At 67.9% G+C, this 16,587-nt stretch carries 11 protein-coding genes and 1 pseudogene; 8 read left to right on the forward strand and 4 right to left on the reverse strand.

Going from position 1 to position 16,587, the window contains the following annotated elements; translation table 11 throughout:
• Window positions 1-334: 334 nt before the first annotated feature.
• Complete coding sequence (locus ACVWWN_RS40285; protein WP_457148879.1) at window positions 335-2,197, reverse strand: acyl-CoA dehydrogenase; 1,863 nt, start codon at window positions 2,195-2,197, stop codon at window positions 335-337.
• A 225-nt stretch (window positions 2,198-2,422) separates the two neighbouring features.
• Between ACVWWN_RS40285 and ACVWWN_RS40290 the strand changes: the two are divergent.
• A pseudogene (locus tag ACVWWN_RS40290) lies at window positions 2,423-3,501 on the forward strand (NAD(P)H-dependent amine dehydrogenase family protein).
• Window positions 3,502-3,525: 24 nt separating this feature from the next.
• Here the strand turns inward: ACVWWN_RS40290 and ACVWWN_RS40295 are convergent.
• The gene (locus tag ACVWWN_RS40295; protein ID WP_457148880.1) at window positions 3,526-4,827 is read right to left on the reverse strand and encodes an acetyl-CoA C-acetyltransferase; all 1,302 of its coding nucleotides are present in this window, start codon (window positions 4,825-4,827) and stop codon (window positions 3,526-3,528) included.
• Window positions 4,828-4,874: 47 nt separating this feature from the next.
• Here ACVWWN_RS40295 and ACVWWN_RS40300 point away from each other — a divergent pair, with 47 nt between their 5' ends.
• From ACVWWN_RS40300 to ACVWWN_RS40315, 4 genes are all read left to right on the forward strand, one after another.
• Entirely contained in the window at window positions 4,875-6,239 is a 1,365-nt protein-coding gene (locus ACVWWN_RS40300) for a 3-oxoacyl-ACP reductase (RefSeq protein WP_457148881.1), read from the forward strand.
• Window position 6,240: 1 nt separating this feature from the next.
• The gene (locus ACVWWN_RS40305) at window positions 6,241-7,092 is read left to right on the forward strand and encodes a MaoC/PaaZ C-terminal domain-containing protein (RefSeq protein ID WP_457148882.1); all 852 of its coding nucleotides are present in this window, start codon (window positions 6,241-6,243) and stop codon (window positions 7,090-7,092) included.
• Between the two features lie 14 nt (window positions 7,093-7,106).
• Window positions 7,107-7,985, forward strand: coding sequence for a LysR family transcriptional regulator (locus ACVWWN_RS40310; protein WP_457148883.1), 879 nt, complete (start codon window positions 7,107-7,109; stop codon window positions 7,983-7,985).
• Window positions 7,986-8,055: 70 nt separating this feature from the next.
• Window positions 8,056-9,117, forward strand: coding sequence for a tartrate dehydrogenase (locus ACVWWN_RS40315; protein WP_457148884.1), 1,062 nt, complete (start codon window positions 8,056-8,058; stop codon window positions 9,115-9,117).
• Between the two features lie 7 nt (window positions 9,118-9,124).
• Here ACVWWN_RS40315 and ACVWWN_RS40320 read toward each other — a convergent pair whose 3' ends face one another.
• Window positions 9,125-9,745: a TetR/AcrR family transcriptional regulator gene (locus ACVWWN_RS40320; RefSeq protein WP_457148885.1), complete on the reverse strand. Its 621-nt coding sequence runs from the start codon at window positions 9,743-9,745 to the stop codon at window positions 9,125-9,127.
• Window positions 9,746-9,810: 65 nt separating this feature from the next.
• Entirely contained in the window at window positions 9,811-10,995 is a 1,185-nt protein-coding gene (locus tag ACVWWN_RS40325; RefSeq protein ID WP_457148886.1) for a glycoside hydrolase family 3 N-terminal domain-containing protein, read from the reverse strand.
• A 145-nt stretch (window positions 10,996-11,140) separates the two neighbouring features.
• On the opposite strand from ACVWWN_RS40325, the gene ACVWWN_RS40330 reads away from it, so the two are divergent.
• Genes ACVWWN_RS40330 through ACVWWN_RS40340 form a run of 3 tightly spaced genes read left to right on the forward strand, consistent with a single transcriptional unit; the run spans window position 11,141 to window position 16,587 of the window.
• Window positions 11,141-11,314 carry a DUF2613 domain-containing protein gene (locus ACVWWN_RS40330; RefSeq protein WP_457148887.1) on the forward strand — a complete coding sequence of 58 codons (174 nt, stop codon included), beginning with the start codon at window positions 11,141-11,143 and terminating at the stop codon, window positions 11,312-11,314.
• A 1-nt stretch (window position 11,315) separates the two neighbouring features.
• Entirely contained in the window at window positions 11,316-15,599 is a 4,284-nt protein-coding gene (locus ACVWWN_RS40335; RefSeq protein ID WP_457148888.1) for an alpha-(1->3)-arabinofuranosyltransferase domain-containing protein, read from the forward strand.
• Between the two features lie 10 nt (window positions 15,600-15,609).
• Complete coding sequence (locus tag ACVWWN_RS40340) at window positions 15,610-16,587, forward strand: phosphotriesterase family protein (RefSeq protein WP_457148889.1); 978 nt, start codon at window positions 15,610-15,612, stop codon at window positions 16,585-16,587.

Consider the following 16,587-nt stretch of genomic DNA (forward strand, 5'->3'; position numbering starts at 1 on the left):
GTCAGCGCGGAATGTCCGAGAATAGGTCTGGTGTGGCAGCAATCACAGGCGTACGATCGGTCGCACGACGGGTTCGGGAGTGACCTATCCGAAGAGTCGGCAAGAGGTGAAAGCCGACCGCGCGAGACTAACGTGACGCCCTTGTTGTCCTCCCGAACCCGCCTTTTTTGTCTCTGCAGGCCCCGTCACTCCATCGATCCGGCCGTGTCCGCGAGGCTTTGGTGGCGACCCGTCACACCCACAGAGCCCGGGCGGAGCGCCGAAGTCGACGGAAGATGCAAAAGGCCCCCGGGAAGAGACCGGGGGCCTTTTGGTTCGAAGCGGCGCGAGAAGGTTAGAACGCCGCCTCGTCCAGTTCCATGACCTCGTTGTCGAGGGTGTCGAGCACCTGGCGGGTGCTGGTCAGCAGCGGCAGGAAGTTCTTCGCGAAGAACGACGCTCCCGCGATCTTGCCCTCGTAGAAGGGGCGGTCGATGCCGGCACTTGTGCTGGATGTCGCCGGCGTCCCCGCTCCGGCGTCGAGCGCTTCGATGGCCTTGGCGGACTGCAGCAGCAGCAGCCAGCCGATGATCAGGTCTCCGACGCTCATCAGGAAGCGCACCGAACCCAGTCCGACCTTGTAGAGCTCGGCCGGATTCTCTTGTGCCGCCATCAGATACCCGGTCAGCGTGGCGGCCATGCCCTGCACGTCCTCCAGTGCGGTGGCCAGCAGCGTCCGCTCGGCCTTGAGTCGGCCATTGCCCGACTCGTTCTTGACGAACGTCCCGATCTGCCCGGCCAGGTAAGCCAGCGCCTGACCCTTGTCGCGGACGATCTTGCGGAAGAAGAAGTCCTGCGCCTGGATGGCCGTGGTGCCCTCGTAGAGCGAATCGATCTTGGCATCACGGATGTACTGCTCGATCGGGTAGTCCTGCAGGAAGCCGGAACCACCGAAGGTCTGCAGGCTCTCGGTGAGCTTGGCGTAGGCCTGCTCGGAGCCGACCCCCTTCACGACCGGCAGCAGAAGGTCGTTGATCTTGACCGCCAGTTCCGGATCGACATCGTGCAGCGCCTTGGCCACCTTCGCGTCCTGGAATGTCGCGGTGTACAGGTACAGCGCGCGCAACCCCTCGGCGTAGGCCTTCTGGGTCATCAGCGAGCGGCGTACGTCGGGGTGGTGTGTGATGGTCACCCGCGGGGCGGTCTTGTCCGTCATCTGCGTCATGTCGGCGCCCTGCACGCGGTTCTTGGCATAGTCCAGCGCGTTCAGGTAGCCGGTGGACAAGGTGGCAATAGCCTTGGTGCCCACCATCATACGGGCCTGCTCGATGACGTCGAACATCTGCGCAATGCCGTTGTGGACCTCGCCGACCAGCCAGCCCTTGGCCGGCACGCCATGCTGTCCCAGTGACAACTCGCAGGTGGCGGAAACCTTAAGACCCATCTTGTGCTCGACGTTGGTGACGAAGACACCGTTGCGCTCGCCGGGTTCGCCGGTCTCCGGATCGAACAGGAACTTCGGCACGAAGAAGAGCGACAGTCCCTTGGTGCCCGGTCCGGCGCCCTCGGGGCGCGCCAGCACCAGGTGCAGGATGTTCTCGCCGAGGTCGTCGGCGTCACCGGAGGTGATGAAGCGTTTCACTCCGTCGATGTGCCAGGAGCCGTCGTCCTGCTGGACGGCCTTGGTACGGCCGGCGCCGACGTCCGAGCCGGCGTCCGGCTCGGTCAGCACCATGGTCGAGGTCCAGCCGCGTTCCGCGGCCAGCACGGCCCACTTCTTCTGCTCGTCGGTGCCGAGGTGGTGCAGGATCTGCGCGAAGCCAGCGCCCATGGCGTACATGTAGACCGCGGGGTTGGCGCCGAGAACGTGCTCGACCAGTGCCCACTGAAGCGCCCGGGGCACCGGCACACCGCCGAGTTCCTCCAGCACGCCGATCTTGTCCCAGCCGCCGTCCACCAGCGCGCGCACCGACTTCTTGAACGAGTCCGGCAGGGTGACGGTGTGTGTGTTCGGGTCGAACATCGGCGGGTGGCGGTCCGCGTCGGCGAACGATTCCGCGATCGGGCCCTCGGCCAGCCGGGCGATCTCGCCCAGCATCTCGGTGGCGGTGTCGGCATCGAGGTCGGCGTATGCGCCCTCACCGAGCACCTTGTCCAGGCCGTACACCTCGAACAGGTTGAATACCTGGTCACGAACGTTACTCTTGTAGTGGCTCACGTTTCCTCCTCATCGAGAACGCCACTTGCGGTTGGGTACTCAGGAAAGTTACCCACCAGTAACTGGCGCCGACTATACCGTTCAGTAACTTCAACGCAAAGACTCCGCGAGCAATTTCCATTGCCTAAGCAACTCAGTGGTTGGTCGGGCCGCCCTCTCCATAGCTGAGCAGGGGTTTTGCGCTGCTGTGATGATGGTCACGACGCGCCCGTTTAGGGTGGGCGGATGCTCCGTGTCGCGGTGTGGGGAACAGGCAATATGGGGGCCACCTCCATCCGGTCGGCTATCGCGTTCCCCGGGCTGCGGTTGAGCGGTGTCATCACATCGTCGGAGCACAAAGCGGGCAGGGACGCCGCGACGTTCGCCAACCTCGATGCCGTCACCGGTGTGACCGCCAGCACCGATGTCGACGCCGTGCTCGCCGGCTGTGATGCGGTTGCCTACATGGCGTCCGGGGACATCCGCCCCGAGGAGGCGATAGCGGACATCGAGCGATGCCTGCGCGCGGGCCGACACGTCGTCACGCCGTCGCTGTATTCGCTCTACGACCCTCGCTCGGCGCCGCCGGAGTGGGTCGAGCGCCTCACCAACGCCGCCGAGGAGGGCGGGGCCACACTGCTCGTCAGCGGTGTCGACCCGGGCTGGGGGAACGACGCCCTGGCCGTCATCGCCGCTGGCCTGTGCACCCGCGTCCGGTCCGTTCACTGCCAGGAGATCTTCGATTACTCCACCTACGACCAGCCGCATGCGGTCAAAGTGTTGTGCGGTTTCGGTGGGTCGATGGACGAGACTCCGATGATGCTGTTGCCGTCCGTCCCGACCATGGTGTGGGGCGGCAACATCCGGCTGATCGGCCGGGGCCTGGGGCTCGAGATCGACGAGATCCGCGAGGAGGTCGAGCGGCTGCCGCTGACCGAATCGGTCGACACCGTCATGGGCCCGTTCGAGAAGGGCACGCAGGGCGCCTTCTGGCTCAAGTGATCGGCAAGTCGGGTGGAAACGAACGGATCGTCATCGACCACATCACGCGGATCCACCCGTCGTGCGGCCCGGACTGGCCGCAGTCCGATCAGGGCGTCGGCGACCACCGGGTCATCGTCGACGGCGACCCCCAGCTGACCATCGTGAGCCGCGCCGACGTGTCCGGCGGCACCCGGGCCGACGGCGGCAACACGACCGCCGCTAACCGGCTGCTGGGTGCGATCGACTGGCTGGCCACGCAGAAGCCCGGGATCTACGACGGCCTCGACGTGCCGCTGCACCCGCCGCTGGCCCCCGACGTGGAAGCGCAACGCTGGGCCTGAAAGCCCTGACAAGCCCCGGCGGACTCAGGCTTCCAGGATGGCGGTGACGCCCTGCCCCCCCGCCGCACAGATCGAGATCAGGCCGCGTACCGGCTGACCGCTCTCGCTTTTCTTCTCGGCCAACTGTTTGGCCATCTGAGCGACGATCCGGCCGCCGGTGGCGGCGAACGGATGGCCGGCGGCCAGTGACGAGCCGTTGACGTTGAGCCTCGCGCGGTCGATCGCGCCGAGCGCCGAGTCCAGGCCCAGCCGCTCCTTGCAGTACTCCTCGGACTCCCACGCCTGCAGGTGCGCGAGCACCACCGACGCGAATGCCTCGTGGATTTCGTAGAAGTCGAAGTCCTGCAGGCTCAACCCATTTCGGGCGAGTAGGCGCGGCACCGCGTAGGTGGGCGCCATCAGCAGGCCATCCTTGCCGTTGACGTAGTCGACCGCCGCGGTCTCGGAGTCGACGAAGTAGGCGAGCGGCTCGATCGAGTGCGCCTGCGCCCACTCGTCGGAGGCCAGCAGGGACACCGAGGCCCCGTCGGTGAGCGGCGTCGAGTTGCCCGCGGTTCCCGTCGCGTCGCCGGCCTTGACGCCGAAGACCGGCTTCAGGGACGCCAGCTTTTCGGGAGTCGAGTCGGGCCGCAGATTGTTGTCGCGGTACAGGCCGAGAAACGGCGTGACGAGGTCGTCGAAGAAGCCACGGTCATAGGCGGCCGCCATGTTGCGGTGGCTGGCGGCGGCGAGCTCGTCCTGGTCGACGCGCTTGATGCCCATCTCCTTGGCGGTAATGGCCGCATGCTCGCCCATCGAGCGCCCGGTGCGCGGCTCGCTGTTGACCGGGATCTGCACACCCAACGATGCGGGCAGCTTGCCGACGAGTTTGAGCCGCTCGACGTTGGACTTCGACCGTCGCAGCCCGAGAAGCACGCGGCGCAGGTCGTCGCCGAGCGCGATCGGTGCGTCGGAGGCGGTGTCCACCCCTCCCGCCGCGGCCACCTCGTAGCGCCCCGCGGCGATGCCGTCGGCCGCCGAGATCGTCGCCTGCAGCCCGGTGCCACACGCCTGCTGTAGATCGAACGCCGGTGTATAGGACGACAGCGCACTACCGAGCACGCACTCACGGATCAGGTTGAAGTCGCGACTGTGCTTGAGCACGGCGCCGCCGATGAGCGCATCGAGCCGTTCGCCGTCCAGATTGAAGCGGTTGATCAGCCCGCCGAGCGCAGCGGTGAACATGTCCTGGTTCGACGCGTTGGCGTAAGCGCCGTCCGATCGCGCAAAGGGAATCCGATTGCCACCGAGAACTGCGACGCGTCGGCGTGGTGTGGTGTCAGCCATAGGGGCCATACTACCCACGGTACTTACTCTGGAGTAAGTTCAGTCTCATGGCTTCCGATCTGTACTCGCAAATCGTCCACTCGGCGCCCGGATCCTTCTTGGCCAAGCAACTCGGCATCCCGCAACCCGAGACACTGCGCCGGTATCGGCCCGGCGAACCTGCGCTGGCCGGCACCCTGCTGATCGGCGGAGAGGGTCGCGTCGTCGAGCCGTTGCGCGCCGCACTGGCCGAGGACTATGACGTCGTCTCGAACAATCTGGGCGGACGCTGGGCCGACCAGTTCGGCGGCCTGGTGTTCGACGCCACCGGCATCACCGAACCCGCCGGCCTGAAGCAGCTGTACAAATTCTTCACGCCGCTCCTGCGCAATCTGGGTCCGTCCGGGCGCATCGTCGTCATCGGGACCCCGCCGGAGCAGACGGGCAGTGCGCACGAGCAGGTAGCGCAGCGCGCGCTCGAGGGGTTCACGCGCTCGCTCGCCAAGGAGTTGCGCCGCGGTGCGACGGTGAACTTGGTGTACCTGTCGGCGGACGCGAAACCCGCGGCGACGGGCCTGGAGTCGACGTTACGGTTCATCCTGTCGGGCAAATCGGCCTACGTCGACGGACAGGTTTTCCACGTCGGCGGGGCCGACTCGGCGCCGCCGGCCGACTGGGACAGACCGCTGGACGGCAAGATCGCGCTGGTGACAGGCGCGGCGCGCGGCATCGGTGCGACCATCGCCGAGGTCTTCGCGCGTGACGGCGCCAGTGTGGTGTGCGTCGACATCGAAGGCCCAGAGGGATCGAATGAGGCGCTGGGCACGACCGCCGCGAAATTGGGTGCGACGGCGCTGACGCTCGACGTGACGGCCGAAGACGCCGTGGACCGGATCACCGAACACGTACGCGAGCACTACCACGGCTCTCGGCTGGACATTCTGGTCAACAACGCAGGCATCACCCGGGACAAGTTGTTGGCCAATATGGACGAGTCCCGCTGGGATTCCGTCGTCGCGGTGAATCTGCTTGCCCCGCTGCGGCTTACCGAGGGCCTCGTGGACAACGACGTGCTCGCCGAGAACGGTCGAGTCGTCGGCCTGTCCTCGATGGCGGGCATCGCGGGCAACCGCGGGCAGACCAACTACGCCGCCACCAAGGCCGGGATGATCGGGTTGACCGAGGCGCTGGCCCCGAAGCTGGGCGAGAAGGGCATCACCATCAACGCCGTTGCCCCCGGTTTCATCGAGACCAAGATGACCGAGGCGATCCCGCTCGCTACCCGCGAGGTGGGTCGCAGGCTCAACTCGCTGTATCAGGGCGGCCAGCCCGTCGACGTGGCCGAGACCATCGCCTACTTCGCCAGCCCGGCGTCGAATGCCGTCACGGGCAACACTATCCGGGTCTGCGGCCAGGCCATGTTGGGGGCATAGGTTGAGCACGGGGAGCCAGCCCTCCGGGCTGCAAAATCTGATTCGCGCGACGGCCGGGGCACTTCCCTTCGTGCCGCGCGGCGACACGCTGCCCGAGCGCACGCTGACGGTCGAGGACCTGGCCATCGACGCGGCCAATGTCGCCGCCTACGCCAAGGTGACCGGCCTGCGGTTCGGCGATGCCGTACCGTTGACGTATCCGTTCGCGTTGACGTTCCCGTCGGTCATGTCGCTGGTTACCGGTTTCGATTTCCCTTTCGCCGCAATGGGTTCGGTGCACATCGAGAACCACGTCACGCAGTACCGGCCGATCCTCGTGACCGACACGGTGGCGGTGCGGGTGCACGCAGCGAACCTGCGCGAGCACCGGCGCGGTCTGTTGGTCGACATCGTCACCGACGTGAACGTCGGCAACGAGACGGCGTGGCATCAGGTGACTACTTTTCTGCATCAGCAGAAGACCAGCCTGTCCGATGAGCCGAAGGCGCCGCCGCAGAAACAGCCCAAGCTCCGCCCGCCGAATGCGGTGCTGCACATCACGCCGGGCCAGATCCGTCACTATGCCTCGGTCAGCGGTGACCACAACCCGATCCACACCAATCCGATCGCGGCGAAACTATTCGGATTTCCGACCGTGATCGCGCACGGAATGTTCAGTGCAGCAGCAGTTTTAGCGAACATCGAAGGGCGGCTGCCCGATGGGGTGCGCTACTCGGTGAAGTTCGCGAAGCCGGTGGTACTGCCGGCCAGCGCCGGCCTGTACGTCGACCGGGGCTCCGACGGATGGGAGCTCACGCTGCGCCACCTGAGCAAGGGCGACCCCCATCTGATCGGCACCGTGGCACCGCTGTAGCGGGCACCGATGCTATGGACGTTCGGCAGCTGCGCTACTTTCTCGCCGTCGTCGACCATGGAACCGTCCATCGGGCCGCCGAGTTGCTGCATGTGGCCCAGCCCTCGATCTCGCATTCGCTGCGGCGGCTGGAAAAGGAACTCGGCGCGGAGCTGTTCCTGCGCCGGGGACGCGGTCTGGTGCTCACCTCGGCGGGCCGGGCGCTGGTCGAGCCGGCCCGCGGCGTGGTGCATCTGCTGGAGGTGGCGCGCGCCACCGTCGAGACCGTCGACGGACTCCGCGGCGGTCGCCTGACGATCGCCTCGATGCCGTCGCAGGCGGTGAGCCCGCTGACCCGGCTGATCGCCGACTTCACGCGAACCTATCCCGACGTCGAGGTCGCGGTCGTGGCCAGCGACCGACCCGATGATGTACGCGAGGCGCTGCGGACCGGCGCCGCCGAGCTGGGCGTCCTGGCCATGCCTGGCGGCTTGCACGGACTCGATGGCATGCGGGTGCGGCGCCTCGAGACCCACCGCTTCGTCTTGGTCGCACGGGCCGATGCCGGGTTACCCGACGACGAACCGCTCGAGATCGCCGACCTGCCGGGCCTGCCGCTGATCGTCGGTCAACCAGGCACCGGCATGCGCCGTGTCGCGGACGCGATCCTGGCCGCCACCGACTGCCGGCTGGCCATCGAGATCGAACACCGCGAGGCGCTGCTGCCCCTGGTGCTCGCCGGCGTCGGCGTCGCGGTCGTCGCCGACTCCTGGCGTCCGCTCGCCGACGCGGTCGGGTTGTCCGTGCGCGAACTGGCCTCGACCGAGAGGTTGCACGTGGCTCTGGTGTGGCAGCACAGCCGACTCAGTCCCGCGGCGAAAGCATTCCTGAACTTGTCGCCCACGGACCGATAGGGATTTTCTATCGAACCGCTTCCATCTGGGTCTTGGACATCGCCCGGTCCGCACCCGTTCAATGGCGAGCATGACCACCCGCTTTCGCATCGCTCTGATCCCCGGTGACGGCATCGGCACCGAGGTCATCCCGCCCGCGTGTGCCGTCCTCGATGTGGTCGGTCACCGGCACGGCATCGACTTCACCTACGACGCGTTCGACTGGTCCTGCGAGCGCTACGTCGCCGAAGGCGCGATGATGCCCGCGGACGGGCTGGCGCAAATCCGTTTCCACGACGCTGTTCTGCTCGGGGCCGTTGGCTGGCCCGGCGTACCCGACCACGTGTCGTTGTGGGGTCTGCTGATCCCCATCCGCCGCCAGTTCCGCCAGTACGTGAATCTTCGACCGATCAAGGTGCTCGAGGGTGTGCCGAGTCCGGTCACCAGGGCCACCACGGACGTCGACCTGGTGGTGGTCCGGGAAAATGTCGAAGGCGAGTACTCCGAGATCGGAGGCCGTTTCAATCGCGGTTTTCCCGACGAGATGGCGGTGCAGGAGTCGGTCTTCACCCGCGCCGGCACCGAGCGAATCCTGAAGTACGCCTTCGATCTTGCGGGCTCGAGGCGCGGCGATTTGGTGTCGGCCACCAAGTCCAACGGCATCATGCACACCATGCCGTTCTGGGACGAACTGGTGAAAGAGACCGCCGCCGGCTTCCCCGCGGTGTCGTGGCGCCAGGAACACATCGACGCGCTCGTCGCCAAGGTGGTGCTCGATCCGGCGGCCTTCGACGTGATCGTCGGATCGAATCTGTTCGGCGACATCCTCAGCGACCTCGCCGCCGCGGTCGCCGGCAGCATCGGAATCGCACCCGCCGCCAACCTCAACCCCGAGCGCGAGTACCCGTCGATGTTCGAGCCGGTGCACGGTTCCGCGCCGGACATCGCCGGGACAGGGATCGCCAACCCCCTCGGCGCCATCTGGTCGGCGTCGATGATGCTCGACCACCTCGGCCACCCGGAAGCCGGCGCGGAGGTGTTCTCGGCGTTCGCGTCGGTGCTGGCGTCGGCGCAGGTTCGCACGGCCGACCTGGGCGGCACCGCCACCACCAAGGAGTTCACCGACGCCGTCCTCGAACAGATCGGCCGCTGAAGACCTCTCAGCCGGGACCCGCGACCACCGGAGCATCGGACGGCGTGCCCTTCAGGCCGCGCCAGAACAGGTTGATCATCAGCTCAGCCGCCTCGTCGACATCGGCGTCGCCGGTGCTGACCCGCGTCGCCACGGCCTCACCCGCGCCCACCAGCGCGACCGCCATCGTGTCGAAATCGGTGTCCGGTTCCGGGTGTCTGGTGCCGGCCCGAAGTAGGCCGCCGACCAGTTCGATGATCCGTTCGCGTCCCTCGCGCACCGTGTGCGCGAACGCCTGCGAGCTGGTGGCCTGCGTGTACAACACCATCCACGACGCCCGATTCGTGTCGATGTAGTGCAGGAACGACAGAACTGCGTTGCGCAGCAGGTCCTTTGGGCTCTGCGTGAAATCGATGTCGGCGCGCACGGTTTCGACGAACCGGCCCAGCTCTCGGCTCAGGCAGGCACCGAACAGCTCCTCCTTGGAGCCGTAGTACAGATACAGCATCGGCTTGGAGATCTGGGCCTGCGCGGCGATGGCGTCCATCGACGTCTCGTGATAGCCGTTGACCGAGAACATCTGCACGGCGGCATCGAGCATCTGCTGCTCCCTGACGGCGCGCGGTAACCGCTTGCTTCCACCTGCCATGCGCGCGCCCTCCGAGAACAGATACCGACCGTGTACTTACTCAAGAGTAAGCAATGGGTGCCCGATCAGCGTCCGCACCGCGGGTTCGGGCCCTTCACCGCCGCCATCCGCAGCACCGACGCGTCGACCTGCGGCATCGTCAACTCGCCCGCCGCCAGCGCCTTCTCCAGCCGGTCCAGCACTGCGGGCACCTCATCGGTGGTCACCCACAACGCGGTGTCGGCGCCGGCCTGCAGGCTGCGCAGCGCCGCCTCGGCGACCCCGAAGCGGTCGCTGATGGCCTGCATGCTGGACAGGTCGTCGGTGAACACCGGCCCGTTGAACGGCGGGCCCCCGTACTCCCCCGACCGCAGCAGCGCATAGGCCGCGGGGCTCAGGCTGGCCGGATCGCTGCCCGTCAGGCCCGGCACCTCGATGTGCCCGACCATCACACCGACCGGCGCCTGCGTGTCCAGCGTCCGATAGGGGATCAGGTCGTCGTTCTGCAGATCCCCGATGGGCGGGGTGACGACGCTTCCGGTGTGGGTATCGCCGGAGCCGTGGCCATGGCCCGGAAAGTGTTTGAGCACCGGCAGCAGGCCGGCATCGCGCAGGCCGCGCGCATAGGCGCCCGCATAGTCGGTGACCGTCGCCGGGTTCGCGCCGAAGGACCGGTCGCCGATCACGGTGTCGTCGGGCGCGTCGGTGACGTCGACGACGGGCGCGAAGTCGATGGTGATGCCGAGGTTCTTCATCGCGCGACCGCGTTCCAGCGCCATCGCGTACACCTCGTCGGGGGTGTGGGTCTGGGCCAGCACCCGGGGCGAGGGCTGGCTGCCGATCACCCCGGCCAGCCGCGACACCCGGCCGCCTTCCTCGTCGACGCTGACGGCCAGCGGCAGCGGGCCCGCCGAGGCGGCGATGCCGGTCAGCGAGCCGTCGGTGAGCATCGACAGATCCGTCCAGCTGCCGATGAAGATGCCGCCGACGTGATGGTTGCCGACCACGGCGCGGGCGTCGTCGGCGCCGGTCACGCCGACCATCAGCAGCTGGGCCAGCTTGTCACGGGTGGACATGCCGGCCAGCAGCGCCGGCCCGTCACCGCACGCCGGCATCGCGGGCCCGGCCTCCAGGGGGGCTGGAGCGGCGGTTCCCCCGGCCATCGCGGGCGCAGGCGACGACGGGGCGGCCGGATGCTCAGCGGCGGGCGAACAGGCCAGCAGGACGGCCGGCAGTGCCGCCAGCGCTAACAGGGCTCGGGACAGTGCCATGGGCCTCGACAGTAATAGCAGTGAAAGCCTGGTCCTATCCCGTGGTGGTCGACGCGCGTGCACACCAGGTCAAGCACGTCGGACCCGGCACCGGGGGTGCGCATCGTGGAACGTCACGCCCATCCTGGTCTGCTACCTTGGCCCGATGGACCGGTTCCTCGTGCCCGCCGCGGCCAGTATTGTCGTCGGCCTGCTGCTGGGCGCGGCGGCCATCTTCGGTGTGACGCTGATGGTGCAGCAGGACAACAAGCCTCCACTGCAGGCGGGCGACCCGGCGTCATCCGTGCTCAACCGGGTCGAGTACGGCGACCGCACCTAACGTGGACTTGCCGCTGCCGCGGCAGGCGTTGGATTTGCCACTGTCACGGCGCTGGCTGTGGGCGGTCGCGGCGGCGGCACTGACCCTGGCCTTCGCTCAGTCGCCCGGGCAGATCTCGCCTGATACCAAGCTGGATCTGACCGCCAACCCGCTGCGGTTTCTGACCCGCGCGTTCAACTTGTGGAACAGCGAGCTGCCGTTCGGGCAGGCGCAGAACCAGGCATACGGCTACCTTTTCCCGCACGGCGCCTTCTTCGTGCTGGGTAACGAGCTCGGCGTGCCCGGCTGGGTCACCCAGCGGTTGTGGTGGGCACTGCTGCTGGTGGTGGGGTTCTGGGGGCTGCTTCGGGTCGCCGAGGCGTTGAACGATGGCCGGGGCATCGGGACTCCGACCTCACGGGTCATCGCCTCGGCCGCGTTCGCGTTGTCGCCTCGGGTACTGACCACCCTTGGCGCGATCTCCTCGGAGACGCTGCCGATGATGCTGGCGCCGTGGGTGCTGCTGCCGGTGATCGTGGCGCTGCGGGGTCAGGGCTCCGTCCGCGTGCTCGCCGCCCGTTCCGCGGTGGCGATCGCATTGATGGGCGCGGTCAACGCGGTCGCGACGCTGACCGGCTGTCTGGCCGCGGTGATCTGGCTGGCCTGTCATCGACCGAACCGGCTCTGGTGGCGGTTCATCGCGTGGTGGCTGTCGTGCTCGGTGCTGGCCGTGCTGTGGTGGGTGGTGGCGCTGTTCCTCCTGGGCCGCATCAGCCCGCCGTTCCTCGACTTCATCGAGTCGTCCGGGGTGACCACTCGATGGATGTCGCTGACCGAGATGCTGCGGGGCACCGACGCGTGGACACCGTTCGTGGCGCCCAACGCCACCGCGGGCGCCCCGCTGGTGACCGGCTCGGTCGCGGTGCTGGCTACGACATTGGTTGCGGCTGCCGGTCTGGCCGGGCTCGCACTGCGGACGATGCCGTCGCGCGGTCGCCTCATCACCATTCTTCTGATCGGCGTCGTGCTGCTTGCCGCCGGATACTCCGGCGGACTCGGCTCGCCGCTGGCCCATCAGGTGCAGGCGTTCCTCGACGCGGGCGGCACGCCGCTGCGCAACATTCACAAGCTCGAACCGCTGCTGCGAATCCCGCTGGCGTTGGGACTGGCGCATCTACTCGGCCGCATCCCGCTTCCGGGCAGCGCGCCGCGGCCGGTGTGGCTGCACGCCTTCGCTCACCCCGAACAGGACAAGCGGGTGGCCGTCGGGATCATCGTGCTGGCGGCCTTGACCGCCGCCTCGTCACTGGCCTGGACCGGGCGGCTGACCCCGCCGGGTGCCTTCGACGCGATCCCGCAGTACTGGCACGACACCGCCGGCTGGCTCGACGAGCACAACACCGACGGGCGCGTACTGGTGGCTCCGGGCGCTCCTTTCGCCACCCAGGTGTGGGGCACCAGCCACGACGAGCCGCTGCAGGTGCTCGGCAACAGCGCATGGGGCGTCCGGGACTCGATTCCCCTAACACCGCCGGCGACGATCCGCGCGCTCGACTCGGTGCAGCGGTTGTTCGCCGCGGGCCGGCCGTCCGCCGGACTCGCGGATACACTTGCCCGAGAGGGCATTTCGTACGTCGTCGTCCGCAACGACCTTGACCCCGAAACATCCCGGTCGGCACGGCCGGTACTCGTGCACCGTGCCATCGAGGGATCACCGGGGCTGTCGAAGGTCGCGCAGTTCGGCGATCCGGTCGGACCCGGCACCCTGGCCGGATTCATCACCGACAGCGGGCTGCGGCCGCGGTATCCGGCCGTCGAGATCTACCGCGTGGACACCGCCGAAAAACCCATGGCACCGTATCTCGTCGACACCGATGCGATGTCCCGCGTCGACGGCGGGCCGGAGGCGCTGCTGCGGCTCGACGAACGGCGCAGGCTATTGGGGCAACCCCCGTTGGGGCCGATGCTGTTGACCCCCGACGCGCAACGGGCCGGCCTGCTGGTCCCGGTTGTCACCGTCACCGATACGCCGCTGGCCCGCGAGACCGACTACGGCCGCGTCGACGACCACTCGTCGGCGATCCGGGCACCCGACGATCCCCGGCACACGTTCAACCGGGTGCTCGACTATCCCGCAGCCGGCGGCGACATCGTCGCCGGCCAGTGGAACGGTGGACGGATAAGCGTGTCGAGTTCGGCGTCGGATTCGACGGCGCTGCCCAACGTCTCCCCCGCCGCCGGGCCGCCGGCCACCGTCGACGGCGATCCATCGACGAGTTGGGTGTCGAATGCGCTGCAGGCCGCTGTCGGTCAGTGGCTGCAGGTGGATTTCGACCACCCGGTCACCAACGCCACGATCACCATCACGCCCAGCGCCACCGCCGTCGGCGCTCAGGTCCGCCGCCTCGAGGTGGCCACCGTCAACGGCACGAGCACGCTGCGATTCGACCAGGCCGGCAAACCGCTCACCGCGGCACTGCCCTACGGCGAGACGCCGTGGGTCCGAATCACCGCGGTCGGCACCGACGACGGATCGCCCGGCGTGCAGTTCGGCATCACCGACTTCACCATCACGCAGTACGACGCGAACGGGTTCGCCCATCCCGTCAATCTGCGCCACACCGTCCGGGTTCCCGCACCGCCGCCGAAATCTGCTGTCGTGCAATGGGATCTGGGCTCGGAGCTGCTGGGGCGGCAGGGGTGCGCGGAGAGCCCGAACGGAATCCGGTGCGCGGCGTCGATGGCGCTGTCACCCGAGGAGCCGGTGAATTTCAGCCGCACACTGAACGTTTCCGAGCCGACGGCCGTCACGCCGACGGTGTGGGTGCGGGCCCGGCAGGGACCGAACCTGGCCGACCTCGTCGCCGCGCCCGGAGCCGCGCGGGCCACCGGCGACGCCGATCCGATCGATGTGCAGGGCTCCGCATACGCCGCCGCCGACGGCGATCCGGAAACCGCGTGGACCGCACCGCAGAGCGTCGTGCAGCACCGGACTCCACCGACCCTGACGCTGAAACTACCCATCCCGACCGAGGTTGGCGGATTACGGATCACGCCGAGTTCCGCTGAGCTGCCCGCACATCCGACGATGCTGGCGGTGGATCTCGGCAACGGCCCGCAGGTACGCCGGCTCACCGCCGACGGCGGACCGCAGCGAATCGATCTCAAGCCGCTGGTCACCGACACCATCAAGGTGTCGCTGCTGGACTGGAACAACGTCATCGACCGCACTGCACTCGGCTTCGACCAGCTCAAGCCGCCGGGCCTGGCCGAGGTGGCGGCCCTCGATTCGCGTGGGGCGCCGATCGCCGCGGCCGACAACGCCCGGAACCTGGCCAGGACGATCGACCTGCCATGCGGGCGGGGACCGATCATCGGCGTCGCGGGACAGTTCGTGCAGACGTCGGTGCAGACCACCGTGCGGGCGTTGCTCGACGGCGATCCGGTGCCCGCCCACCCGTGCCGCACCGAGCCGATCACCCTGCCCGCCGGTCAACAGGAGTTGCTGGTCAGCCCCGGCGCCGCATTCGTCGTGGACGGCGTCCAGTTGGCGGGGCCGCTCGCCGGTCAATTGCCTACGGCGGCAACAGTTCGCGCGCAAACCGGGACGTGGAGCGCAGACCACCGTGAACTGACCGTGCCCGCATCATCGGCATCGCGGCTGCTCGTCGTGCCGGAGAGCATCAACCCCGGCTGGACGGCCCGCCTGGCCGACGGTTCACAGTTGACTCCGGTGACGGTCAACGGTTGGCAGCAGGGTTGGGTGCTCCCGCCGGGTACTTCGGGCACCGTTACCCTGGCATTCACCTCCAACACGCTCTATCGCACCGGACTCATCGGCGGTTTGGCCCTGTTGCCGCTGCTGGGATTGTTCGCGTTCCTGCCCGTCCGGCGTCGGCGGCCGCCGGATGCGATGGCGCGACCGTGGCAACCCGGCCCCGCGGCGGCGGGCGTCGCGACGGCGGCGACGGGCGCCGTCATCGCCGGAGTCGCGGGCGTGGTGGTGGTCGGTGTGGCGGTGGGCGTGCGCCATCTCCTGCGCCGACGCGAAAAGCTCAGGGAAGCAATCACGGTCGGATCTGCCGCGGGTGGCTTGATCCTTGCCGGAGCGGTGCTGAGCCAGAATCCATGGCGATCGGTCGACGGCTACGTCGGGCATTCCGTGGGAGTGCAGCTGCTGGCACTGGTCTCGGTGGCGGCCCTCGCGGCGTCGGTGGTGAACGTGGCCACGGTGCGCCCGCCCGCCGCGGCACCTTCGGAGCCGGCTCTGCTCGATTCGGCGGATGCGTCCGCAGATCCGGCCTAGCATCGGCGGAGTGCCTCAACTCAACACAGCCGGCGGGTCCATCGACACCGCGGATCTCGGCGTCACGCTCATGCACGAGCACGTTTTCGTGTTGTCCCCCGAGATCACCGACAACTACCCCGACGTCTGGGGCGACGAGGCCAAACGGGAAGCCGACGCGATCGCACGGCTGAATGAACTCAAGTCCCGTGGCGTCGACAGCATCGTGGATCTCACGGTGATCGGCCTGGGACGCTACATCCCGCGCATCGCGCGGATCGCCGCGGAAACCGACATCAACATCGTCGTGGCCACCGGGGTCTACACCTACAACGACGTGCCGATGCACTTCCACTTCAGTGGTCCGGGAACGCTTCTCGACGGCCCGGAGCCGATGGTCGAGATGTTCGTGCGCGACATCGAGCAGGGCATCGCCGGCACCGACATCAAGGCTGCAATCCTCAAGTGCGCCACCGACGAACCTGGTGTCACCGCGGGCGTCGAGCGGGTGCTGCGCGCCGTCGCCCAGGCGCACCGCCGGACCGGCGTCCCGATCTCCACCCATACCCACGCCCCGACCCGCCGCGGACTCGAGCAGCAGCGCATCTTCGCCGAGGAGGGCGTCGACCTGACCCGTGTGGTCATCGGGCATTGCGGTGACAGCACCGATGTGGATTATCTGGAGGAGATCATCGGCAACGGCTCGTTCATCGGCATGGACCGGTTCGGCCTTGATCTGATGCTGCCGTTCGAGGATCGGGTGGACACCGTGGCACGGATGTGCGAACGCGGCCACGCCGACAAGATGGTGCTCTCTCACGATGCGTCGTGCTTCATCGACTGGCTGCCCGAGGAGTTGGTCCCGGTTGCGGTACCGAACTGGCACTACTTGCACATCCACAACGACGTCATCCCGGCACTGAAGCAGCGGGGCGTCACCGACGGACAACTGAGCACGATGCTCGTCGACAATCCGCGGCGAGTCTTCGAGCACGAGGGCGCCTACTGA

It is taken from the genome of Mycobacterium sp. URHB0021, assembly GCF_054057895.1.